This is a genomic window from Streptomyces sp. NPDC031445 (genome assembly GCF_055581365.1).
Map to the genome: position 1 here is coordinate 64,554 of NZ_JBVIJO010000017.1, position 23,212 is coordinate 87,765.

The 23,212-nt window shown below is 75.1% G+C and carries 16 protein-coding genes; 8 read left to right on the plus strand and 8 right to left on the minus strand.

The features are described 5' to 3' along the window. Positions 1–4 precede the first annotated feature (4 nt). A complete protein-coding gene (locus tag ACZ5DC_RS35125; protein WP_468659638.1) occupies positions 5–481 on the minus strand; it encodes an Lrp/AsnC family transcriptional regulator in 477 nt (158 codons plus the stop codon). A 238-nt stretch (positions 482–719) separates the two neighbouring features. Between ACZ5DC_RS35125 and ACZ5DC_RS35130 the strand changes: the two genes are divergently transcribed. Together ACZ5DC_RS35130 and ACZ5DC_RS35135 are read left to right on the plus strand one after the other, a co-directional pair. Beyond that, the gene (locus ACZ5DC_RS35130; RefSeq protein WP_468659640.1) at positions 720–2,213 is read left to right on the plus strand and encodes an FUSC family protein; all 1,494 of its coding nucleotides are present in this window, start codon (positions 720–722) and stop codon (positions 2,211–2,213) included. Positions 2,214–2,379: 166 nt separating this feature from the next. Next, entirely contained in the window at positions 2,380–3,417 is a 1,038-nt protein-coding gene (locus ACZ5DC_RS35135) for a lactonase family protein (protein WP_468659642.1), read from the plus strand. 155 nt (positions 3,418–3,572) lie between these two features. Here ACZ5DC_RS35135 and ACZ5DC_RS35140 read toward each other — a convergent pair whose 3' ends face one another. The 3 genes from ACZ5DC_RS35140 to ACZ5DC_RS35150 all read right to left on the minus strand — a co-directional run bounded on the left by ACZ5DC_RS35140 (position 3,573) and on the right by ACZ5DC_RS35150 (position 6,572). Further along, entirely contained in the window at positions 3,573–4,499 is a 927-nt protein-coding gene (locus ACZ5DC_RS35140; RefSeq protein WP_366751599.1) for a sirohydrochlorin chelatase, read from the minus strand. 197 nt (positions 4,500–4,696) lie between these two features. Beyond that, positions 4,697–5,374: a uracil-DNA glycosylase gene (locus ACZ5DC_RS35145; protein ID WP_171158729.1), complete on the minus strand. Its 678-nt coding sequence runs from the start codon at positions 5,372–5,374 to the stop codon at positions 4,697–4,699. A 109-nt stretch (positions 5,375–5,483) separates the two neighbouring features. After that, on the minus strand, positions 5,484–6,572 hold the full coding sequence (locus ACZ5DC_RS35150) for a WD40/YVTN/BNR-like repeat-containing protein (protein WP_468659644.1): 1,089 nt from the start codon (positions 6,570–6,572) through the stop codon (positions 5,484–5,486). A 271-nt stretch (positions 6,573–6,843) separates the two neighbouring features. Between ACZ5DC_RS35150 and ACZ5DC_RS35155 the strand changes: the two genes are divergently transcribed. Then, a complete protein-coding gene (locus ACZ5DC_RS35155; protein WP_468659646.1) occupies positions 6,844–7,437 on the plus strand; it encodes an Rv1733c family protein in 594 nt (197 codons plus the stop codon). Between the two features lie 284 nt (positions 7,438–7,721). Here ACZ5DC_RS35155 and ACZ5DC_RS35160 read toward each other — a convergent pair whose 3' ends face one another. Together ACZ5DC_RS35160 and ACZ5DC_RS35165 are read right to left on the minus strand one after the other, a co-directional pair. After that, positions 7,722–9,722, minus strand: a complete 2,001-nt coding sequence (locus ACZ5DC_RS35160) for a HEAT repeat domain-containing protein (RefSeq protein WP_468659648.1) — start codon at positions 9,720–9,722, stop codon at positions 7,722–7,724. A 152-nt stretch (positions 9,723–9,874) separates the two neighbouring features. Beyond that, complete coding sequence (locus ACZ5DC_RS35165; RefSeq protein WP_468659650.1) at positions 9,875–11,572, minus strand: acyl-CoA dehydrogenase family protein; 1,698 nt, start codon at positions 11,570–11,572, stop codon at positions 9,875–9,877. A gap of 71 nt (positions 11,573–11,643) precedes the next feature. Between ACZ5DC_RS35165 and ACZ5DC_RS35170 the strand changes: the two genes are divergently transcribed. After that, positions 11,644–12,414 (plus strand): PaaX family transcriptional regulator C-terminal domain-containing protein, encoded by a 771-nt coding sequence (locus ACZ5DC_RS35170; protein WP_468659652.1) that lies wholly within the window; start codon positions 11,644–11,646, stop codon positions 12,412–12,414. A 901-nt stretch (positions 12,415–13,315) separates the two neighbouring features. Here ACZ5DC_RS35170 and ACZ5DC_RS35175 read toward each other — a convergent pair. Continuing rightward, a complete protein-coding gene (locus ACZ5DC_RS35175) occupies positions 13,316–14,104 on the minus strand; it encodes a pectate lyase (protein WP_468659654.1) in 789 nt (262 codons plus the stop codon). Positions 14,105–14,132: 28 nt separating this feature from the next. Next, complete coding sequence (locus tag ACZ5DC_RS35180; protein ID WP_468659656.1) at positions 14,133–15,089, minus strand: pectate lyase family protein; 957 nt, start codon at positions 15,087–15,089, stop codon at positions 14,133–14,135. Between the two features lie 412 nt (positions 15,090–15,501). Between ACZ5DC_RS35180 and ACZ5DC_RS35185 the strand changes: the two genes are divergently transcribed. The 4 genes from ACZ5DC_RS35185 (at position 15,502) to ACZ5DC_RS35200 (ending at position 23,175) form a co-directional block, all read left to right on the plus strand. Further along, a complete protein-coding gene (locus ACZ5DC_RS35185) occupies positions 15,502–16,740 on the plus strand; it encodes an extracellular catalytic domain type 1 short-chain-length polyhydroxyalkanoate depolymerase (protein WP_468659658.1) in 1,239 nt (412 codons plus the stop codon). Between the two features lie 125 nt (positions 16,741–16,865). Beyond that, complete coding sequence (locus ACZ5DC_RS35190) at positions 16,866–18,191, plus strand: SGNH/GDSL hydrolase family protein (RefSeq protein ID WP_468659660.1); 1,326 nt, start codon at positions 16,866–16,868, stop codon at positions 18,189–18,191. Between the two features lie 136 nt (positions 18,192–18,327). After that, positions 18,328–18,876: a hypothetical protein gene (locus ACZ5DC_RS35195; RefSeq protein ID WP_468659662.1), complete on the plus strand. Its 549-nt coding sequence runs from the start codon at positions 18,328–18,330 to the stop codon at positions 18,874–18,876. A 51-nt stretch (positions 18,877–18,927) separates the two neighbouring features. Then, a complete protein-coding gene (locus ACZ5DC_RS35200) occupies positions 18,928–23,175 on the plus strand; it encodes an HAD-IC family P-type ATPase (RefSeq protein ID WP_468659812.1) in 4,248 nt (1,415 codons plus the stop codon). The last annotated feature ends 37 nt before the right edge of the window (positions 23,176–23,212 follow it).

Genomic DNA, 23,212 nt, shown 5'->3' on the forward strand with positions numbered 1-23,212 from the left:
AGCGTCAGGCGCGGGCCGCCCGGCCCACCGACTCCACCAGGGGCAGCAGCCGGTACGGGACGCGCTCGCGCAGCGCCACCTCGGTGCGGGTGCGCACCACGCCGGGGATGCTGATCAGCTTCTGGATCACGTCCTCCAGGTGCGCGTTGTCCCGGCCCACCACGCGCGCGAGCAGGTCTCCGCCACCGGTGATCGAGAAGGCCTCCACGATCTCCGGTACGGCGGCCAGCGCGTCCCCCACGTCGTCCAGGTGGCCCTGGGTGACCTCGATGTGCACGAAGGCCACCACCGGGTGGCCGAGCGCCGCGGGGGAGAGGGAGGGGCCCGTGCCGGTGATCACGCCGTCCCGCTCCATCCGGTCCAGCCGGGCCTGGAGCGTGCCGCGGGCCACGCCGAGGATGCGGGCGTACTCGCGCACGCTGGTGCGCGGCTGCTCCAGGAGCAGCCGCAGGATGCGGGTGTCGAGTGCGTCCACGGCCATGATGGACGACTGTACCAATGGTCCAGGTGCTCCAGTGACGGGTGTGCCGTCCCACCTGGCACGTTGGCATTCCGGTGGGCGTGCGTGCTGAGCTGACGCCATACCAATGGCTCAGCGATGAGCGTCCTGCTTGAGCCAGTGACCTCCGTGATGCTCTCATGGAGGTGTCGATGGCGCTGCGGAACCCCGCGGCGCCTTTTCTGTGCCGGTGTACCCATGCACCCAGGGGAGGGCAGCAGTGCTGAAGAGGATGTTCGCGGCTCCGGACCCGGGACGGGCGCGATTGCGCTTCGCCGCGCGGGCCGTCCTCGGCATCGGACTGGCGGTGGTGGTCTGCGCACTCGCCGGGCACTCCCTCGCCGGCGCGGTCACCGGGGGTCTCGCCGCGCTGCTCGCGCTGTTCACCGTCTCCGACCCGACCGTGCGCGGACAGGCCGTCACCACCGCCCTGCTGCCCGTCGTGGGCGTGCCGGTGCTCGCCGTCGCGGCCGGGCTGCACGACCACCCCGTCGCCCGCGACCTCACCTTCCTGGCCGTCGTCGGCGCCGGCGTCCACGCCCGCCGGTGGGGACCGCGCGGACACAGCCTCGGCGTGTTCGCCTTCATGACGTTCTTCGTGGCCCAGTTCCTGCACGCCATCCCGGGACAGTTGCCCGAGCTGTACGCCGCCGTCCTGCTCTCCGTGCTCAGCGCCGCCGTCGTGCGTTTCGGCGTGTGGTGCTACGAACGCCGGCTGCCGCCGGCCGCCGCCGTCCCGGCCCCGCCCGCCGGGACCGGGCTGGCCCGGGTGACCACCCGGCAGGCCGTCCAGGCCACCGCGGGCGCGGGGTTCGCGCTGGTCGTGGGCCAGCTGGTGTCCGGGCAGCGCTGGTACTGGGCCGTCGGTGCGACATGGTGGATCTTCGTCAACACCACCTCGCGCGGCGAGACCTTGGTCCGCGGCTTCCGCCGGGTCCTCGGCACGGTCATCGGCATCTGCCTGGGCTTCCTGATCGCCGTCCCGGTGCACGGCGCACCCCTGCCGACGGCCGTCCTCGTCGCGGTCGCCGTGTTCGGCATCTTCTACACGGCCGCCGTCTCCTACACCTGGATGATGCTCTGGGTGACCCTGCTCGCCGAGTCCTTGTACGGCCTCCTCGGCGTCCTCAGCCCCGGACTGCTCGCGCTGCGGCTCGTCGAGACCGGTGTCGGGGCGCTCGGCGCCGCGCTCGCCGTCCTGTTCGTGCTGCCGGTCACCACGCACGCCACCACCGACGCCTGGATCCAGCGGGCCCTGCGCTGCGTGCACGCCTGCACGGCCGAGGCCGCCGCCCGCCTCGCCGGCTCCGCCACCGCCGACCCCGCGCCCCGCGTGGCCGAACTGGAGCAGTCGCTCGGCCGGGTCCGGCTCTCGGTGGCGCCGCTGGTGCACCCGCTGAACCCGATGCCGGCACGCAAGGCGCGGGCCCGCCGGGTCCTGGCGCTGCTCGACGACTGCGCCCGCGAGATCCGGGGCCTGGTCGCGGTCGCCGCCGACCCGGTGGCCTCCCACGACGCCCGCCTCGCCGCCGCCTGCTGGCGTGTGGAAGCCGCGGTCGAGGCCCTCACCGAAGGCCGTGCCGAGCCGTCGCACCGCCCCGCCGAACCGCCCGCGGAACCCGCCTTGGCGCATCTGCACGGGCTGGAACGCGCCCTCGCCGAACTGGCCGAGCCGCTGCGCACGCCGTCGGGCTCCCGGCCGGCCGGGGCGTGAGCGACGCGGGGCGCACGAGAACCGAGTGCGCCCCACTCCGCAGGGAAGTGCGCCGACTCCCGGAAGAACCACGCCGCGACTCCCGCATCTTGGTCTAGACCTCGCGTGATCGACTGCTACCGTCGGCCCCGGACCGGCTCGACGGCTCGACCGAGAGGGGACAGCGGTGGCACAGGACGGCAGGGCGGGCAGGCGCCGGGCGTTCATCGGATCGTTCACGGCGGCGGGCGGCCCGGGGCTGGTGACAGCGGAGGTCGCACCGGACACCGGGGCACTCACCCTGGTCTCCGCCGTGCAGGACGTACCCGACCCCTCCTACCTGGCCCTGTCACCGGACGGGCACACCCTCTACGCGGTCAGCGAGACGGCCGAGGGCGCCGTCGCCGCCTACCGCGTCACCGGGGGACGGCCGGAACCCGCCGGTCCCCCGGTGCCGGTGGCCGGCAGCGGCCCCACCCACCTCAGCCTGTACGACGGACATGTGCTGACCGCCAACTACGGCTGCGGCAGCGTCACCGCCGTCCCCCTGCGCCCGGACGGCACGCTCGCCGGCGCGCCCTCCGGACGGCTCCAGCACACCGGCTCGGGACCGCACGACCGGCGCCAACGCGGCCCGCACGCCCACCAGGTGCGGCCCGACCCCAGCGGACGGTGGGCGGTCAGCGTCGATCTCGGAACCGACTCGGTGCGCGTGTGCACCCTCGTGGACGGCAGCCCCGCCGTGCACCGCGAGATCGCGATGCGTCCCGGCTCCGGGCCGCGCCACCTCGCCTTCCACCCCGACGGCGAGCACGCCTACGTGGTCAACGAGCTGACCCCCACGGTCACGGTGTGCCGCTGGGACGCCGCGGGCGGCTCCCTGAAGCCGCTGACGGAGGTGCCCGTGCTGCCCGGCGCACCCGCCGGCGACGCCTACCCGTCGGGGATCGTCGTCTCACCCGACGGCCGCTTCGTGTGGGTCGCGACCCGCGGCGAGGACGTCCTGTCCGTCCTCGCCGTGGAGACGGACGGGCTGCGGCTGATCCGTACGGTGCCCTGCGGCGGGCGCTGGCCGCGCGCGCTGGCCGAGCACGACGGCTTCCTCTACGCCGCGAACGAGCGCTCCGGCGACGTGACCTGGTTCGCCGTGGACAGGCTGACCGGCGTCCCCCGTTACGACGGCTCCGTACGGGTTCCGGCGGCCTCGTGCGTGGTCTTCGGCTGAGCGGGCGCCGCGGACCGGTGGTGCCGTCGCCCGGCCCGGTGAGGCGGCCGGCGTCCCCGGGCGCGCCGACGCCCCGGCCAAGGCGAAGGGCCCGCTCCCGGAGGGGAGCGGGCCCTGTGTCGTACGAGTGCCGAGGGACCCGGGTGCCGGGGGCGTCAGCGGGCCGGTGCGCTCTGCGGCTGCTGCGGGGCGATGCCCAGCGCCGTCGTGTACTTGGCGAGCGCGAGCTTGCCGATCGCCGGGTAGGCACCGAGGGCCTCGGCCGTGGCGCAGCCCACCTCCTCGGCGGCCCCGGCCAGCAGCGCCGGGTCGATCTCCGGGCCGATCAGGTACGGGGCCAGGGCGAGCTGCTGCGAGCCGGCGGAACGCAGCTGCTCGGCCACGGAGGCGATGGAGCCCTCCTGGTCCAGGGCCGCCGCCATCACCGGCACGGCCAGACGCGCGGCGAGCAGCATGCCGGTGATCCCGGCCGCCTGGACGGCCTCCTCGCCGCCCACGGAGGCCAGGATGATGCCGTCCGCTGCGGTGGCCACGGTGAACAGCCGGGCGCGGTCGGCGCGGGCCAGGCCCGCCTCCGACAGCCGCACGTGCAGCGCCTCCGCGAGCAGCGGGTGCGGACCGAGGACATCGGTCAGGTCGGCGGCGACCCGGCTGTCCATCACCGCCTGACGGATCTGCCGCAGCAGCGCGCTGTCCGGGCCGGCCAGCAGCGGGACGACGACGGCGACCGGGCCGTCGGGCTCCTTGATCCCCTCGACCCCGGCGGCGACGGCCTGCTCATACCGCGCGGTGCGCTCCTCGGCGGCGCGCGCCAGCACGGAACGCAGCGCCGGGAACTCGGTGTCGTCCCCGTCCAGGTACCCGATCCGGGCGTCGAGGCCGGGCAGCTCGGAGCGGGCGATGCTCACGACCTCCTCGGCGAGGCTGCGCGTGGTGGTGCTGGGCACACCGGGCACCGCGAGGACGAGCGCGGGCGCGCCCTCGGGAGCCACCAGCGGTTCCGGACGGCGGTGCCGTCCGGGCTGGCGGGGTCGCGGCATTCGTACGGGCAGGCCGGACGCGGGTCCAGTGGGGGAGCTCATGGCGCCGCATGTTACTGGCTTCCTGGTCTCCGCCGTTCGGGGAGGGTGCAGGTGAGCGGTATCCGTCCTGTTTTGTCTGATGAGTTACGCCGGGGAGACGCCTGTAGGAGGCGCGTGCCCGGCGAGTGTGCCGGACGTCGACCGGGAACCGGCACGGAACCACTGGTCGGAGGCACCGCCCGGCCGTGCCGGACCGGTTACGGCAGGCGCCAGTCCACCGGTTGTCCGCCCTGCTGGATCAGCAGGTCGTTGGCCCGGCTGAACGGACGCGAGCCGAAGAAGCCGCGGTCGGCCGACATCGGCGAGGGGTGCGCCGACTCCACCGCCGGCAGACGGCCCAGCAGCGGACGCAGATTGCGGGCGTCACGGCCCCACAGGATGGACACCAGCGGCTTGCCGCGTGCCGCGAGGGCCCGGATCGCCTGCTCGGTGACCTCTTCCCAGCCCTTGCCGCGGTGCGCGCCCGGGCTGCGCGGCGCGGTGGTGAGCGCCCTGTTCAGCAGCAGCACGCCCTGCTCGGTCCACGGGGTGAGATCCCCGGTCGACGGCTGGGGCAGCCCCAGGTCGCCGGTCAGTTCACGGAAGATGTTGATCAGGCTGGGCGGCAGCGGGCGCACGTCGGGTGCCACGGAGAACGACAGGCCCACCGCGTGCCCCGGTGTGGGATACGGGTCCTGACCCACGATCAGAACCCGTACCTCGTCGAAGGGTTGCTGGAAGGCCCGCAGGACGTTCGGTCCGGCCGGGAGATAGGTGCGCCCCGCGGCGATCTCCGCGCGCAGGAAATCGCCCATCTCGGCGATCCGTCCGGCGACGGGTTCCAGGGCCTTCGCCCAGCCCGGTTCGACGATTTCATGCAAGGGTCGTGGTGCCACGGGCGTCACCCTACTGCCGTACACCCGTCGGCGATCAACCGATGGCCGGATCACGGCAGCGGACGGCGTCCCGCCGCTGTCCGCCTCCGGGGCGGGGCCGGACGGTCGGTCAGCCGATCACCGCCGCCCGTACGCACAGCACGTCCGGCAGGTGCCCGGCCAGCAGTCGCCAGCTGTCACCGTCGTCGTCCGAGGCGTACACCTCGCCGTTGCGGTTGCCGAAGTACACCCCGGCGGGGTCGCGGTCGTCCGTGCACAGGGCGTCCCGCAGGACCGTGCCGTAATGGTCCTCCTCCGGCAGCCCCTTGGACAGCGGCTCCCAGCCGCGGCCCGCGTCGGTCGTCCGGAAGACCCGGCAGCGGCGCCCGGCGGGCACCCGGTCCGCGTCCGCGGCGATCGGGAAGACGTACGCCGTGTCGCCCCGGTGCGGGTGCGCCGCCGCCGCGAAGCCGAACGTCGACGGCAGGCCCTCGCCGATGTCGGTCCAGTGCGCGCCCGCGTCGTCGCTGCGGTACACCCCCCAGTGGTTCTGGAGATACAGGCGGTCCGGGGCGGCCGGGTCCCTGGTGATCTTGTGCACGCACTGGCCGAACTCCGGGTCCGGATCCGGCAGGAACACCGCCGACACACCGGAGTTGGACGGCGACCAGCTGGCGCCGCCGTCCGTCGTGCGGAACACGCCCGCCGCGGAGACGGCCACCGTCACGACCCCGGGGTCGCGCGCGTCGGTGAGCACCGTGTGCAGGCACTGGCCGCCCGCGCCCGGCACCCACTGCGGGCGCGAGGGGTGCTCCCACAGCGGCCGGACCAGCTCGAACGTCTCACCGCGGTCCTCCGAGCGGTACAACGCGGCCGGTTCCGCGCCCGCGTACACCACGTCGGGCTCGGCGGCGGACGGGTGCAGCTGCCAGACGCGCTCCAGGGAAGCGCCGGTCTCCTTCGGGAACTTCACGGCGGGCCGGGCCGGTTCGGTCCACGTGCGGCCGAGGTCGTCGGAATGGAACACCGACGGACCCCAGTGCGCGCTGTCACCGCCCGCCAGCAGCCGGGGCCGGGCGCCCCGGGTGTCGATCGCCACCGAATAGACCGCCTGCGCGTTGAAATACGGGCTCTCGTCGAACTCCCAGGGGCCGTCGCCCCTCCGCCGCGCGATGAACAGGCCTTTGCGGGTGCCCACCGCGAGCAGTACCTCGGTCATGCCGATCACCTCCGGGACGCCGTTGTCCCGATAGCCGATAGATACCGGCCAGTGTGCACCCCACCACTGACACTCCCCCCGGAATGCGTGTCGGCCCAGGTCAGCGCCTGTGTCGTCGGGGTGCGGCCTAGACAGGCCGTCCCGTTCCGGCATGTGCCTGCGCGGAAGGGGTGTCTCGTGCGACCGTCGGGGAGACGGCTCGTCGTGAGCAACGGAGCGGTCTCCCGCGTATGGGAGGGCGGTCCGGCCGGTCGGTGCGCTCGTGAGGAGGATGCCCTTGAAGGCGTTCCGTGGTCCGAAGGTGTGGCTGTGGCGCTGGCGGCGCAACCCGCTCAGACGCCGGGCCGACGTCGTGGAGGCCTGGGTGGTGCTCGGCACCTGTCTGCTGACCGTCCTGGCCGGCGTGCTCGCCGGACTCGCCGCGGCCGGCTCGGTGGAGCACGGACTCGCCCGGGAGCGGGCCACCTCGCGGCCCACCGTGGCCCGGGTCGTCACGCGGGTTCCGGGAAAGTCCCCGGCGCACAGCAGCCATGCCTCCGCCGGGGAACGGGTCTGGGCCGAGGTCCGCTGGACGGCCGCCGACGGCTCCGCCCACACCGGCCGGGTCCGGGTGGAGCCCGGCAGCAAGTCCGGTACGCCCGTCACCGTCTGGACCGACCCGCAAGGCCACCTGGTCTCCCGGCCCACCACCGCCTCCGAGGCCGCGTTCCGGTTCACCGTGATAGGCCTCCTGGTCGGCGCCGGCACCGCCGCCGTGCCCCTCGTCGCCGGCCTGGCCGTACGCAGTCGTCTGGAACACCGGCGCATGGAGGCGTGGGACACGGAATGGGCCCGGCTGGGCCCCCAGTGGGGCCGGACGGTCTGACCCCGCGGGGCCGCTCCGGCGGGGTCGGACTTCCGGCTGCCGCCGACGGTCCGCTCCACGGCCCGGGGGAGCGAGCCGGACCGTAGCGCGTCGCAGGGCTCATCGGCCGGCGTCGCGGGGCTCATCGCCCTCGCCCGGCGGACCGGGCCCGTCCGGCGGGTCCTACAGCCCCGCCGGCACCTCCCGGCACCTCCTCAGCGGTTCCTTCGTGGGGAGACGGGCCGGACGGTAGCGCGTCGCGGGGCTCCTCACCTCGCACGGCGGACCGGCCCGTACGGCGGCCCTCACAGCACCGCCAGCACCTCCCGGCACCTCCTCAGCAGTTCCTCGTCGTCCGGGATGTCACGGCTGCCGTACGCGCCCTCGGCGGCCGTGTGCCGGCGGGGGTGGGTCAGTTCTGCGGTGACCAGGTCGCGCAGCGGCGCGGCGGCCGGGCCCATCGTGGTCAGGCACCGGGCGATCGGGACACGGGCGCGGGGGTCCGCCGTCCAGGCGTACCGGAGGACCGGGCGGACCGGTTCGGGGTCCCCGGCGATGCGCCACAGCGCGCACGCGGCCGGTATGCGTTCCGGCACCGGTCCGGACCGGGCGAGGCGGCGCAGCCCGGGCAGCGCCGCGCGCGCGGCCGGCCCCAGTCTGCCGAGCTGCCGGACGGCGGCGCGCCGGGCGCCCGGATCGTCCCGCGCCGACTCCCGCAGCAGGACGGGCAGTACGGCGGTGGCGTCCCCGTCCGCCGACCACAGCGCGCCCGCCGCGGTGGCCGCGTGCCGGGTCCGGAGCAGTCGGCGCAGGAGCGGTGCCGTCTGCCCGGCGGCGCCCAGTTCCGCCAGCGTTTCGATCACCTGGCCCGCGACCGCGTCCCGCGCCCCCAGGCCGTCGGGGGCACCCGAGAGCAGCCGTACCAGTTCGGGGACGGCCTCCTTGTCGCCGATGGCCCTGATCGCCGTCAGCAGCGGGGTGGCGAGCCGGGCGGCGGCGGGCGAAGCGAGCGGGAGGCGGCCGAGGCGGAGTCTCAGCGCGGGGGCCAGCGGAGCCGCGGCCCGGCCCAGGTGCGCCGCTTCGCGGCCCAGCGCGAGGGGCGCCGCCGGACCGGCCAGCAGCTGGGCCAGGGCCGGGACGGCGCGCCGGTCGCCGGTCCTGGCCAGCGCCTTGAGCGGGCCGCCGAGCGAGGGGGAGCCGCGCTCCCAGCGGTGCGTCCACAGGTCGGGCCGGGTGCTCACCAGCGCGTGCAGGTCGTCCGCCGCGGGCGCGGCCAGCGTGTACAGCTCCGCCAGGACCGAGACCGCCGCGTCCCGCAGGCGGTCCTGATCGGTGCTCAGCTGGGCGCCCAGCAGCCGGACGGGCGTGCCGTAGGCGCCGCGCCAGCCGCGGAACAGGGCCGCCGACATCCAGACGGCGTTGCACCGGTCCACCGGGTCCGGACTGGTCAACTGACCGGTGAGCAGGGCGATCCGGTCGTCCACCCGGTCACCGAGCGCGAGGTGCAGGGTGCGCAGCAGGACGGCGCCCTGTTCGTCCGAGGGGCGCAGCCGCCGTATCCGGCGCACCAGGGTGTCCGTGCCGGAGCCTTCCGCGGCCGGCCGGTGCCGCGCGGACCGCTCGTGCAGCAGCCGGACCGCCGTGGGCACCAGGTCGGCGGGGAGCCGGACGGGCGCGTGGAGCGCCAGCTGGCCGAGTGCGGCCAGCCGCGGGCCCGGCGCGTAGGGGGGCGCGCTCTGTTCGGCCAGGAGGTCCAGCGCGCCGTCGGCGAGGGCCGGGTGCCGGTGCGCGAACAGGGCGAGCGCCTCCGTCAGGGCCGGCAGGACGTGGTCGTCCCGCTCGGCCGCGAGCCGCCGCCGCAGCAGCCCCAGGACCCGCGCGGGGTCGTCCAGGAAGCGCACCAGGGCCCCGGCCGCCGCCCGGCGCACCGCGGGGTCCGGGTCCCCGGCGAGCGTGACGAAGGCCTCGGCGCCGGCACGCACCGCCCTCCGGGCCGCGTCCGCCGCAGCCGCGGCGCCCGCGCTCCCGCCGCCCTCCCCGCCGATGCCGACCAGCAGCTCCACGACGCAGCCCCGGTCCGGTACCTCCTCGCGGGCCGCCAGCGCGAACAGGAAGGGCACGCAGGCCGGCGTCGCCTCGTACACCCTCCCCTCGTGGTGCAACGCGTCGTACAGCCCGTCGAGCGCGGTCGCCCGCTCGACGGTGTCGGAGGACGCCAGGGCCCGTAACCACCCGGGCACGTCCTCCGCGCTGCCGCGCGCGTGCCGCAGCGAGGCCCAGTCGACCTCGTCGATCCCCGTGCACACGTGTCCTCCCTGTCCCCCCGGACGAGTGACGCCTGACGGGGAGTGTGCACCACGGCACCGACAACGGACCGGAACCGTGCGCTGACTGTGTGCGATCCGCCGTCGGTGACCGGCCACCCGGCGCGACCGCCCGGCACGCGCGCGTGCAGCGGTCAGTCCCGGCCGGGCAGGGCGCGTTCCAGGACGGCGTCGAGGTCGGTTCCCGCCGGCAGGGTGCCGAACGAGTGGCCCCAGTCGCCGCCCAGCCGGCTCGCGCAGAAGGCGTCCGCGACCGGGTGCGGAGCGTGCCGGACGAGCAGGGAGGCCTGGAGCGCCAGCGCCATCCGCTCGACCAGCCGGCGTGCGCCCACCTGATCGGTTCCGGCCACGTCCTGCTTCAGCGTGGCCACGGCCGCGTCGAGCCGGGTGTCCGCCCCGCGCGCGAGGGCGAGTTCGGCGAAGAACGCCTCGGCGGTGTCCGGTTCGCGGCCGAGGGCGCGCAGCACGTCGAGCGCGTTGACGTTGCCGGAGCCCTCCCAGATCGACAGCAGCGGAGCCTCCCGGTAGTGCCGGGGCATGCCGGAGTCCTCGACGTACCCGTTCCCGCCCAGGCACTCCAGGGCCTCGGCGGTGAAGGCCGGGCCGCGCTTGGTCACCCAGTACTTGCCGACGGCGGTGGCGATGCGCCGGAAGGCCCGCTCCCCGGCGTCCCCGCGCACCGCGCGGTCGGCCGCGCCGGCCAGCCGCAGCGTGAGGGTCGTCGCCGCCTCCGACTCCAGCGCGAGATCGGCCAGGACGTTGCGCATCAGCGGCTGGTCGATCAGCCGGGCGCCGAACGCGCTGCGGTACCGGGCGTGGTGCCCCGCCTCGACCAGCGTCTTGCGCATCAGGGTCGCCGAGGACATCACACAGTCCAGGCGGGTGCAGTTGACCATCTCGATGATGGTCTTCACGCCCCGCCCCTCCGGCCCCACCAGCCAGGCGACGGTCCGGTCGAACTCCGGTTCCGAGGAGGCGTTGGACCGGTTGCCGAGCTTGTCCTTCAGCCGCTGGATGCGGAAGGTGTTGCGGCTGCCGTCCGGCAGGACGCGCGGCACCAAGAAGCACGACAGCCCGCCCGGAGCCTGCGCGAGCACCAGGAAGACGTCGCACATCGGCGCCGACGTGAACCACTTGTGCCCGCGCAGCGTGTAGACGCCCGCCTCCCCGGTGGGCGTGGCCGTGGTGGTGTTCGTCCGGACGTCGGAGCCGCCCTGCTTCTCGGTCATGCCCATTCCGGCCAGCAGCCCGGACTTCTCCGTCGGAACGCGCAGCCGGGGATCGTACTCGCGGCTGGTGAGCAGCGGCTCGTACACCTTGGCGAGATCCGGCTGTGCGCGCAGGGCGGGTACGGCGGCGTACGTCATCGACGTGGGGCAGCCGTGTCCCGCCTCCGTGTGCCCCCACACCAAGCCGCCAGCCGTCCGGGCGACGTGCGCGCCCGGCCGGTCGTCGGCCCACGGGGCGCCGGCCAGGCCCTCGGCGACCGCCGTCCGCATCAGGTGGTGCCAGCTGGGGTGGAACTCCACCTCGTCGACGCGGTGGCCGTAGCGGTCGTGGGTGCGCAGCACAGGCTCGTACCGGTTCGCCAGCTCGCCCCACTCCTGCGCCTCCGCGCTGCCGGCGCGCGCCCCCAGCCGCCGGACGCGCTCCTCGGCCCACCCCGCGCCCTCCCGGCGCAGCCCCTCCAGCAGGGCCGGGTCGTCGGAGGGGTCGTAGGGGGCGAGCGGCGGGGGCTGGTTGGTCACGTCGTGCGTGGCGTACGACGGCTGTGACGGCGAGGGCGGCTGTGACTCTGACTGTGACTGCGTCTGCTCGGAAATCGAGGCCATGACAGCATGTTGCACTCTTCCTGCGGTTGTAGCAATGATGCAACACGACAACGCACGTACAGTACGGGGCCATGCGCATGAACGTCTCCGCGGAGCCGGACGCGGACGCCGCCGGTCTGCGGCCGCTGTCCGCCCGGTCGGTCGTGCTGAGCCTGCTCCTCGGCGTGCATCCGCCCCAGCTGCCGGTGAAGGACCTGGTCCGGCTGGTGGAGCCGTTCGGGGTCGGCGGCTCCACACTGCGGGCCGCGCTCAGCCGCATGGTGGCCGCCGGCGACCTGCGGCGCGGCGACGCCGTCTACCGGCTCAGCGACCGGCTGCTGGCCCGGCAGCGCCGCCAGGACGAAGCCGTACGGCCCCGCACGCGCGCGTGGGACGGCGACTGGGAGATGGTGGTGGTCACGGCGACGGGCCGCGGCCCCGCCGAACGCGCCGACCTGCGTGCCCGGCTGACCGCCCTGCGCCTGGCCGAGCTCCGCGAGGGCGTCTGGCTGCGCCCGGCCAACCTCGACCGCCCCCTGCCGGGGGATGTGCGGCAGGTGGCGCTGACGTGCACCGCGCGCCCCGACGAGCCCTCGCGCGACCTAGCCGCCCGGCTCTGGCCGCTGACCGACTGGGCGGCCACCGCGCGCTCCCTGCTGGCCCGCGCGACCGGGGCCGACCACCCGGCCGTCCGGCTCACCGCCTACGCGGCGGCCGTCCGGCACCTGCTGACCGACCCGGTCCTGCCGTCCGCGCTGCTGCCCTGCGACTGGCCGGGGGAGGACCTGCGCACGGCCTACGCCGACTACCGGCGGCAACTGGCCACGACCCTGGGCACACCGGAACCGGACGACGCACCCTGACCGCACGGCCCCGCGGGGTGCCGGGGCGCTCCGAGCGGGGCTGGTGTGGCCGGCGGCTGCGTCGAGGACGACCCACGAGACGCGGGCCGGCGCGCGCCCGGCCCTGCGCTGTGCGGGCCTTCGGGGGAGCGGGCTGCCGCGGCGGCCGGCGTGGGCGTCAAGTTCGCTGCGGTGTGCGGGCCGGCCTGTGGGACTGTCCTGCCGTGACGGCTCGGGCAAGGCTTGTGCGGGCGCATGGCAGAGGTCCGGTGATGGGGGCAGCTCCGCGGGGGTGTGGGCCGGTGCGGGTGTCCGGCTGACCGTGCTGTGCGGGCCTCCGGGAGCGGTCTGCCGCGGGGTTAGTGTCCGTGCGTGGCCGGCGGTCCGCTGAGGGATGGTCCCGAGGTGGCGGGGGGTGGCGTGGGCGTCCGGCTCCCCGCGATGTGCGGGCCAGCCTGTGGGATCGGCCTTCGACGACTGCTCGGGCGGGTGACCGGCTGGCTGGCCGGGTCCTGAGGAGGCCGCGGGTAGGTCCGGGCGTCTGGTTGAGCGCGCTGTGCACGTCACCTGGGGGAACGACTCGGACGGGGCTCGTGTCCGCGCATGGCCAGGGGCCCGGTGGCCGGACGGCTCCGGGGAGGTGGGGGCCGGTGCGGGTGTCCGGCTGACCGTGCGCGCCAGCGGAGACGCGGTTCGGGGGCTCGCGTCCGCGTACGGCCCCCCAGGGGCGCCGAGGGGCGCGGCCCGACGCGGGCGTTCAGCTCACCGCCCCGCACGCCACCCGGAGGGATCGGCCCGCCTCGGCGGTCCGGGGCCCAGCGCGGCGCACACGTCCGGCTCACCGCGCCCCACGCGCCGCGCGGGCGCCCGGGGTGACGGTGGCACCCCGGGCGTCCGGCCGGCGATCACTCGCAGCCGGTGATCACTTGTAGGTGAGGTCCGAGCTGGAGTACTTGCAGTACGTGCTGTCCGGGCCCGAGCCGTTCGTGGTCGGCTCCTTGCCGGTGTTGTTGCCCGTGTACTTCTGGCAGGGAACGATCTTCTTGCCGCTGTCCCCGACGATGGTGATGTTCCTCAGGGTCGCGCTGTCGCCGTAGTTGGTGTTGATGCCGACGAGCTTGCTGCCCTTGTAGGTCGCCTCGATGCCGCTGAGGTTGATCGTCCGCTTGTACTGCGTCTTGCAGTTGCCGCAGGAGCGGGCGAACGTGCCGAAGTTCTTCACCGCGAAGCCGGAGACGTTCAGCGTGCCGGCGCCGTTGAACTGGAACACCTTGTCGCCGGCCTCCTTCGCCCCGCCGCCGCTGACGGTGTAGACGTTGGACGACGAGGAGCCGAGGAAGGTGGCCGCGTCCTCGCCGACGTCCTCCCACCACACGTTCTGGAGCGTGCAGCTGCCGAGGCAGTGGATGCCGTCCGCGGCGGGGGCGCCGATGATGACGTTCTTGAGGACCGTGCCGGGGGCGAGTTCCAGCAGGGGGCCCTGGTCCTCGTCCTGGCTGTCACTGCCGAGGTCGCCGGTGCCGTACAGCCGCTTCATCCCGTAGTCCTTGGTGCCGGACACGGAGATCGTGGCGGAGACCGCCTGGCTTCCGCTGGCGCTGGGCCAGGTGGCGGCGCCCGCCGGTGCGCCTGATGTCATGATCATGCCAAGCATCAGTCCGAGGGCGGCCAGGCCGCCCAGCAGACCGCGCGGGCGTGCTGATGAGGTCATGTCCCGAATGCCTTCTTCCGAGTGGGGGTCAGATCTTCCCCGCGCCCGCGCCCGACGTCACCGAAGCGACGACTCCGGACGCGGGTTCGGCCGTGTAGCCGTACGGCGGGGTGGTGAAGGAACCGCCCTGCGAGATCTCGGTGGCGGCTCCGCCGAGGTCGTTGCCGCGCAGGACGGCGTATCCGTCGACGTCGCTGTCCCGGCTGGTGGTGACGGCGACCTGGGTGTCACGGAACACGTTGTTCTCGACGAGCATCTGCGCGCCCATGCGGGAGTGCACGGCGGTCTCCGCGCCGACCACGTAGTTGTCGTAGAAGTGCCCGGTGCCGAAACGCAGGCTGGGGATGCGGGAGTTGACGTTGGCGAACCAGTTGTGGTGGTACGTCACCCGCAGGTGTCCGGTGTCCTCGGCCGCGTTGTTGTCGCTGTGGCCGACCAGTGAGCCCTTGTAGTGGTCCTTGAAGACGTTCCAGGACACCGTGACCTGGTCGGAGCCGTGGGTGATGTCGACCAGGCCGTCGTAGTAGTCCTTGCCGTGGTCGCGGTCGGAGGACAGCGTGTTGTGGTCGATCCACACCTTCGTGGAAGCCTGCACGGTGAGGGCGTCCGTCTTGACGGCCTTGCTGATGTTCAGGTTGCGGATGACGACGTTGCCGACCTTCTTCAGGCGCAGTCCGCCGCCGGTGAAGCCGGAGGACGAACCGACGCCCAGCACGGTGGTGTTGGAGCCGATGTCGACCTGGCCGCTCAGCGCTATCAGGCCGTTCACCTTCACCACCTTCGCGGAACCGCCGGTCACGGCCGCCTTGAAGGCGTCCAGGGTGGAGACCGTCACCGCGGGGGCGCTGCCGCCGCCGGTCGTGCCGGCGCCGTAGCCGACCGGCGCGGACTCGGCGGCACCGGCCGGCTGCGGCAGGGCGAGGACGGCCGCAGCCGCCACGGCGACGGCCGTTCCGGCCGCGCCGGTAACTCCTTTGCTGCGCATGCGGGTGCGTCCCTTCTTTGTGGGGGGGGGGTGTTTGTATACGTGAATGCTGTACGTCACGCGGAACGCATGTGCGGGTCCCGTGGCCGTCGACAGCCGCTGTGGGCGTCGATCGGTCACGCTGATGAACGGACCGTAGAGTGCAAGCGCTTTCTAGTCAACAGGTCGCGCAGCGCGGTTCCGGCCACCGGAGAAGTGCCGTGGGAGCGCTTCCATGAACTGCGTGTCCATGCCACGATGCCGGGTGTTCCTCGCACGACGCGCACGCAGCGCGCCCTCGCACGAGCCGCGATCCGAAGGGACAAGTGACGTGCCCCCCACACCGCACCGCTGCCCGCACCGCTCACCGCACCGCTCGACAACCGGTCTCCGCAAGGCACTTGTCACCCTCCTGGGTGCTCTCCTGCCGCTCATGGCGGCCCTGGCCCTCGCCTCGCCCGCGGCCACGGCCCGGGAGCGGGCCGTCCCCACGGCCGCCCTCACGGAGGTCACCGGCTTCGGCGCCAACCCCAGCAACCTCCGGATGTACCTCTACGTGCCGGACGACGTCACCGCCCACCCGGCGGTCGTGGTGGCCGTGCACTGGTGCGGCGGTTCCGCCTCCGCGATGTACTCCGGCACGGAATGGGCCTCGCTGGCCGACCGGTACGGGTTCGTCGTCGTGTACCCGTCGGTGACCCGCGGCAGCAAGTGCTTCGACGTCTCCTCCCGGCAGGCGCTCCGCCGCGACGGCGGCAGCGACCCCGTCGGCATCCGGTCCATGGTCGACTGGACGGCCCGCGCCTACGCCGCCGACACCGGCCGGATCTTCGTCACCGGCAATTCCTCCGGCGCCATGATGACCAACGTCCTGCTCGGCGACTACCCGGACGTGTTCGCCGCGGGCGCCGCCTTCTCCGGGGTCCCCTTCGGCTGCTTCGCCACCACCGACGGCTCCGAGTGGAACAGCGCCTGCTCCGGCGGCACCGTCACCCACACCCCGCAGGAATGGGGCGACCTGGTGCGCGCCGCCTACCCCGGCTACACCGGTCCCCGCCCCCGGATGCAGTTGTGGCACGGCACCGCCGACGACACCCTGCGCTACCCGAACTTCGGGGAGGAGGTGAAGCAGTGGACGAACGTCCTCGGTGTGGGCCAGACCCCGGCCGCGACCGACACCCCCGTCTCCGGCTGGACCCGTACCCGTTACGGCGCCACCGGTGACCGGGCCCCCGTCGAGGCGATCAGCCTCCAGGGCGTCGGCCACAACCTCTACGGCCCCGGCATGGCCTCCCGGGCACTGGCCTTCTTCGGTCTCGACGGGGGCACCACCACGCCGCAACCGCCCGCCGGCGCCTGCGCGGTCACGGCGGGCGTCAGCGCCTGGAACACCGGTCTGACCGCCTCCGTGACCGTGACCAACACCGGTACGACCGCGCTGAACGGCTGGAAGCTCGGCTTCACCCTCCCGGCCGGCCAGACCATCACCAACGGCTGGAACGCCACCTACAGCCCGGCCTCCGGCACCGTGACGGCGACCAACACGCCGTACGACGCCACCCTCGCCCCCGGCGCGAGCGTGACCATCGGCTACCAGGCCACGCACACCGGCAACAGCGCGGCACCGGCCGCGTACACCCTCAACGGCAGTGCGTGCACGGCCGGTCGATGACCCGGGTGCGCGCCGGAGCGGCATGAGCCCCCGGTGCGCGCCCCTGCGCACCCGCGCCCCGGACAGCCCCACGCGTCACACCGCACATCGCACCCGTCGTCGCCCCGCATCCCCGGAAGGTCTCCGTGAAGCCGCCCAGCAGAACACCGCTCGCCACCGTCCTCGGCGCCTGCGTCCTGGTCCTCGCCCTCGCCGTGACGGCCTCGGCGCTCACGGCGCTGGTCAAACGGGGGGCCGCGGCCACCCCCGCGGCGGGCCCCGGCCGGCACTGGGTGAACACCTGGACCGGCATGCCCCAGCTGACCGAGCCCGCCAACCTGCCGCCCGCGCCGTACACCGGTGAGAAGTCGGTGCTCGCCGACACCACCCTGCGGCAGACGGTGCGCGTCACCGCCGGCGGCCGCCGCGTCCGGCTGCGGTTCTCCAACGCGTACGGCGACACCCCGCTGCCGCTGACCGCCGTCACCGTCGCCCTGCCCCGCGACGGCAGGGCCGGGGTCAGCGCGGTCGAACCCGGGACCCTGCGCCGGGTCACCTTCGCCGGCCGGGACTCCACGACCGTCCCGGTGGGCGCCCAGATGGTCTCCGACCCCCTCGACTTCGAGCTGCGCGCCGGGTCCGAGCTGACGGTGACGGCGTACACCGCGCGCGGCCAGGCGTCGCTCGCGCTCACCTCCCACCCCGGTTCGCGCACCACGTCGTACCTGACGCACGGCGACCACACACGCGACCAGGACCTCCCGGGCGCGACCGCCGTCGACCACTGGTACCTGCTCAGCGACGTCGAGGTGCTGGCGCCCGGCCGTACCGAGGCGGTCGCCCTGGTCGGCGACTCCCTCACCGACGGACGCGGCTCCACCACCAACGGAAACGACCGCTGGCCCGACCAGTTCTACGACCGTCTGCGCCGCGACCCGGCCACCTCGGACATCGCCGTCCTCAACCAGGCGGCCGGCGGCAACCGCGTCCTCCACGACGGGCTCGGCCCCAACGTGCTCGCCCGCCTCGACCGGGACGTCCTCTCCCGCAGCGGCGTGGCCTGGCTGGTCCTCTTCGAGGGCGTCAACGACATCGGCACCGCCGACGCCACCCCCGAGGCCCAGCGCGCGGTCACCGACGACCTGATCGCCGGGTACCGGCAGGTCGTCGTCCGCGCCCACGCCCAGGGCATACGGGTCTACGGCGCGACCCTCACCCCGTTCGGCGGCAGCACCCTGTACGACGATCCGGCGGGCGAGCGGGAGACCGCCCGGCAGCGCGTCAACGCCTGGATCCGCACCCCCGGCCACTTCGACGCGGTGATCGACTTCGACCGGGCGGTACGGGACCCCGGGGCGCCGGACCGGCTCCGGCCCGCGCTGCACGCCGGGGACTGGCTGCACCTCAACCCCGAGGGGTACGGCGTCCTCGCCGCGGCCGTGCCGGCGGCGCTGTTCCGGCGCACCTCCTGACGGGCGGGGCGGGTGGCGCTCAGAGGATTCGTGGCATTTCCTTGGAAAAGGTGGTTTCCCTACGAAATGAGGGGATGACCAGCATGGTCGCGGGCACTCGGTGGGGCAGGCAAGACGATCTCACCCGAGGAGAGTCATGGCTGAGCAGAAGTCGTCGGCCCTCACGGCGCCCCTGCGCGGCGCGGCCTCGGTACTGCGCAGGGTGCCCGGCGCCGGAACGGTGACCAGGGCCGCCGAGGAAACACTGGACAAAGTCGGCGCGGTCTCGCCCCGCGGCCGACGCATGGCGGTCTACGCGGGAGCAGGGGTGCTCGGCGCCGCGGGCGTGGTGGAGTGGCCCGTGGCCCTGACCGGCGCGGCGGTGGCCTGGCTCACCCAGCCCCGGCCCCCGCAGCCGACGGGCACCGGGGAGGCGGCCCCGGCCGCGGAACCGGCGCACGACCTGGGCACCGCGGCCCTCAGGGCCGGCGGCGGGAGCCCCGAGCCCGGCCAGGCGGCCGGCACCGGGACCCCCGCGGACACCCCGGCACCGGCCGGCACCGTGACGCCGGGGCCGGTCAAGCAGCCCGGTCACACGGCGGAACCGAGCCCGCCCGAGGCCTCCCACGGTGCTCGCGCGTCCGCGGGCAGGACGTCCTCCGGTCCCCTCGGACCCACCGCACGCCCCGATCGCACCACGCTCTGAGGAGGGCATGTGCCCGGTCTGCTGACAGCGCCGTCGTCCGCCGTCCGCCGGATGTCGGCGGCGCCACGCCTGCTCGCGCGGGCGGCGGCACCGGCGGCCGGACTGGCCGCCGGTGCCGCTGCCGGAACCGCGCGCGCCGGCGTACGCGGCCTGGACGCCGCCGCGCATGTGGGCCGGGTGGCGCGCAGCGCGCTGCCCGGCTCCGGTGGCCACTGGCGGTCCGGCGCCCGCACCCACCTGGCGGTACGACCGCTGGAACAGGCGCGGGCGCGGTGCGCGGGCGGCACGGGGCACCTGGCGCGCCGGATGGCCGAGGCGCTGGCGGACCACCCCGACGTCCTCGTCGCCTACTGGGACGAGGGACTCGCCCGCCTGGTGGTGACCGCGACCGGGGAGGAGGCCCTCGACCGCGTCCTGGACCACGCGGCCGGCCTCGCCGAGCGGCACGGGCTCGCCCTGGCGGACGGAGGCGTGGACGACACCACGCATCCGGCCGACCCGGCCGGAGTGCGCGCCGCGCTGACCACGCTCGCCGTCGACGGCGCCGGAATCGCGGTCGCGCTGACCGCGTACGCGCTGCGGCTGCCGCCCTCCCCCCGGGTGGCGACCGCGGCCGTGACCCTCCTGCGGGAGAACCCGCGTTTCCGCGCGTGGCTGCGCGCCCGGCTCGGCGACACCGGCATGGACCTCCTGCTGACCTGCGCCAACGCCGCCGTGCACGGCGCCGGCCAGACCCCCACCTCCCTGGTGCTCGACGGCGCCCTGCGGGCCTGCCAGGTGGCCGAGACGGTGGCCCGCTCGGCCGCCTTCGACACGGTGCACGACCAGCTGTGCGCCCCCGGCCGCGTCAGCCTCGCCGCGCAGGGCCCGCCGCGCCCCCCGCTGCGCGTCTCCCCGGCCCAGGAGTACGCGGCCCACGCGTCCGCCGGCAGCCTCCTGGGCGCGGCGGCCACCCTCATGGTCAAGCACGACGGCGCCGAGGCGGCCGAAGCGGTGCTGGCCGGCTCCCCGAAGGCCGCCCGCTACGGTCCCGCCGCCTTCCACGCCGTGCTCAGCGCCGCCCTGGCCCGCACCGGCGTGCTGGTCCGCGCCCCCGAACGGCTGCGCCAGCTGGAGATGGCCGGCACGGTCGTCCTGCACCCCAGCGCGCTGCGCACCGCGGACGGCGAGGCCGACCCGTGGGCCGAACCGGTGCTGGACGCGGCCCGCCGGGCCGGACTCCGGGTGGTCCTCGTGGACGACCCGGCCCTGGAGGACTTCACCGGCCTCGCCGACCAGGTCGTCGACGCCCGCCGGCCGCTGGACGACGTCGTGTACGAGGCGCGTGGCGACGAGGGCGCCGTCCTGGTGGTCGCCCGGGTCCGCACGGCCGACGAGCACGACGTCCTGGGCGCCCTGCGGGCCGCCGATGTCGCGCTCGCCCTGACCGACCGGGACGGAGCGGTGGTCTGGGGCGCGGACCTCCTCGCCCTGCACGGCCTGCCCGACGTGTGGCGGGTGCTGACCGCGGTCCCGGCCGCCCGCCGGGTCGGGCACCGGGCGCAGACCCTGGCCCGCTCCGGTGCCGCGCTGTCCGGGCTGCTCGTCGCCGTCGGCGAGTCCGGCGGCGGCCGCGGCCGCCGGTCCGTGCTGCCGGGGCTCCGGCACGCACCCGTCGACGCCGGCGCCGCCCTGGCCCTGCTGTCCGGGATGCGCTCCGCACTGGGCGTGGCGGCGGCCCGCGCCCCGCACCCGCGGCCCCGGGTGCACTGGCACGAGCTGGACGCGGACCAGGCCCGGGACCGGCTGGCCCGCGAACCGGCCGCCGAGAGCGACCGGTCCGACACGCTGGCCGCCCGGATGCGCAAGGCGGCCGAGGGCGTCGGCCGGCATCCGGCCGCCGCGCCCGCCCGCTGGACCTACCGGCTCGGCCGCGCCGTCCGCAGCGAACTCCAGGACCCGCTCACCCCGGTCCTGGCGGTCGGTTCGGCCGCGTCGGCGATCCTCGGCTCCGTCATGGACGCGCTGCTCGTCGTCGGCGCCCTCGACCTGAACGCCCTCGTCGGCGGCATCCAGCGGCTGCGGGCGGAGCGGGCCCTGTCCGGGCTGGTCGCGGAGCAGAAGCAGAGGGCGCGCCTGGTACCGCCGGAGACCGAGGCCCCGGCCGGCGGCACCCGCACCGTGGAGGCGGGCAAGCTCCGGCCGGGCGATGTGATCCAGCTCAAGACGGACGACGTGGTCCCCGCCGACGCCCGGCTGCTGTGGCAGGAGGGCCTGGAGGTGGACGAGTCCGCCCTGACCGGGGAGTCGCTGCCGGTGGAGAAGCGGACGGCTCCCACTCCGCACGCCGCGGTGGCCGACCGGCGGTGCATGGTCTTCGAGGGCACGACCGTGGTGGCGGGCGAGGCCCGGGCCATCGTCGTCGACACCGGCGACCGCACCGAGGCCGCCCGCGCCGTCCATCTCGCCGCCCGCACGCCCCCGGCCGGCGGCGTCCAGGCCAGGCTCCAGGAACTCACCCGCAAGGCGCTGCCGCTGACCCTGGCGGGCGGCGCCGCGGTGACCGGGCTGGCGCTGCTGCGCGGCACCCCGATCCGCGAGGCGGTCAGCGGCGGGGTGGCGGTGGCCGTGGCGGCCGTGCCGGAGGGGTTGCCGCTGGTGGCGACGGTGGCGCAGCTCGCCGCCGCCCGGCGGCTGAGCCGTGGCGGCGTCCTGGTGCGCACCCCGCGCACCCTGGAGGCGCTGGGCCGGATGGACACCATCTGCTTCGACAAGACCGGCACGCTCACCGAGAACCGGCTGCGGCTGGTGCGCACCTCCGACGCCGGGGGCACCGTCCACGCGGTGGACGACGCCGGCTCCGAGGAGACGATCCGCATTGCCGCGCGGGCCTGCCCGCGGCTGAACGGCGGCTCCGACCGGCCGGTGCACGCCACCGACGAGGCCGTGCTGGCCGCCGCGCCGCCCGACCCCGGCTGGACCCAGCTCGCCGACCTGCCGTTCGAGGCCGCGCGCGGCTACGCCGTCGGCGTCGGCCGGAGCGGGGACGGCCCGGCGGTCCTGGTGGTCAAGGGCGCCCCGGAGACCGTGCTGCCCGCCTGCACCGGGCTGCCTGCGCACGCCTCCGAGTCCGCGCACACGCTGGCCGGGTCCGGGCTGCGGGTCCTGGCGGTGGCCGAACGGCGGCTCGACGCGGCGGAACAGGAGTCGGACGTCCCCGAACAGCCCCTCCACGACCTGGAGTTCATCGGTCTGCTGGCCCTGTCCGACGTACCCCGCGAGACCTCAACGGCGCTGGTGAACGGGCTGAACGGCGCGGGCGTACGACCGGTCATGCTCACCGGCGACCACCCGCAGACCGCGCGGTCCATCGCCGCCGACCTGGGCTGGCCGGAGGACACCGTGGTGGTCACCGGCGACGAGCTGGCCGCGGCCGACCGCGCGTCCCGGGCCCGGATGCTGCGGGACGCGGGCGTGGTGGCCCGGGTGGCGCCCGAGCAGAAGCTCCAGGTCGTGGAGGCACTGCGGGACGCGGGCCGGGTCGTCGGCATGGTCGGCGACGGCGCCAACGACGCCGCGGCCATCCGCGCCGCCGACATCGGCGTCGGCATCAACGCGCGCGGATCGGCCGCCGCGCGCAACGCTGCGGACATCGTGCTGACCGACGACGACCTGACGGTGCTGATCGACGCCGTCGGCGAGGGCCGTGCGCTGTGGCACAGCGTGGCCGACGCGATCGCCATCCTGATCGGCGGCAACGCGGGCGAGGTCGGGTTCGGCATCCTCGGCACGCTGCTGTCCGGCCGAGCGCCGCTGTCCACCCGGCAGATGCTCATGGTGAACCTCTTCACCGACCTGTTCCCGTCGATGGCGGTGGCGGTGACCGAGAAGGAGGGCGAGGCGGACCTGGGGCACGTGGAGGAGGCCGCCGGGGTGCTGGGCGACCCCCTGCTGCGGCAGATCCGGCACCGGGCCCTGACCACCTGCCTGGGCGCGCTCACGGCCTGGCTGATCGGCCGCTTCACGCCGGGCACCGCCCGTCGCTCCGGCACGATGGCGCTGTGCGGGGTGGTGGGCACCCAGCTCGTGCAGACGCTCCTCGACCGGCGGGACAGCCGCCTGGTGCAGATCACCTCGCTGGGCTCCGCGCTGGCCCTGGTGGCCGTGGTCCAGACCCCGGGCATCAGCCGGGTCTTCGGCTGCACCCCGCTCGGCCCGGTCGCCTGGGCGGGTGTCGTGGCCGCGATCGCCCTCGCCCTGGCGGGCCAGCGCGCCCTGCCGGGGCTGGAACGGGCCGTCGTGCGGCTGCTGCCGGACTGAACCGCGTCGCCGGGCCGGGGGGACCGGCCCGGCGGTA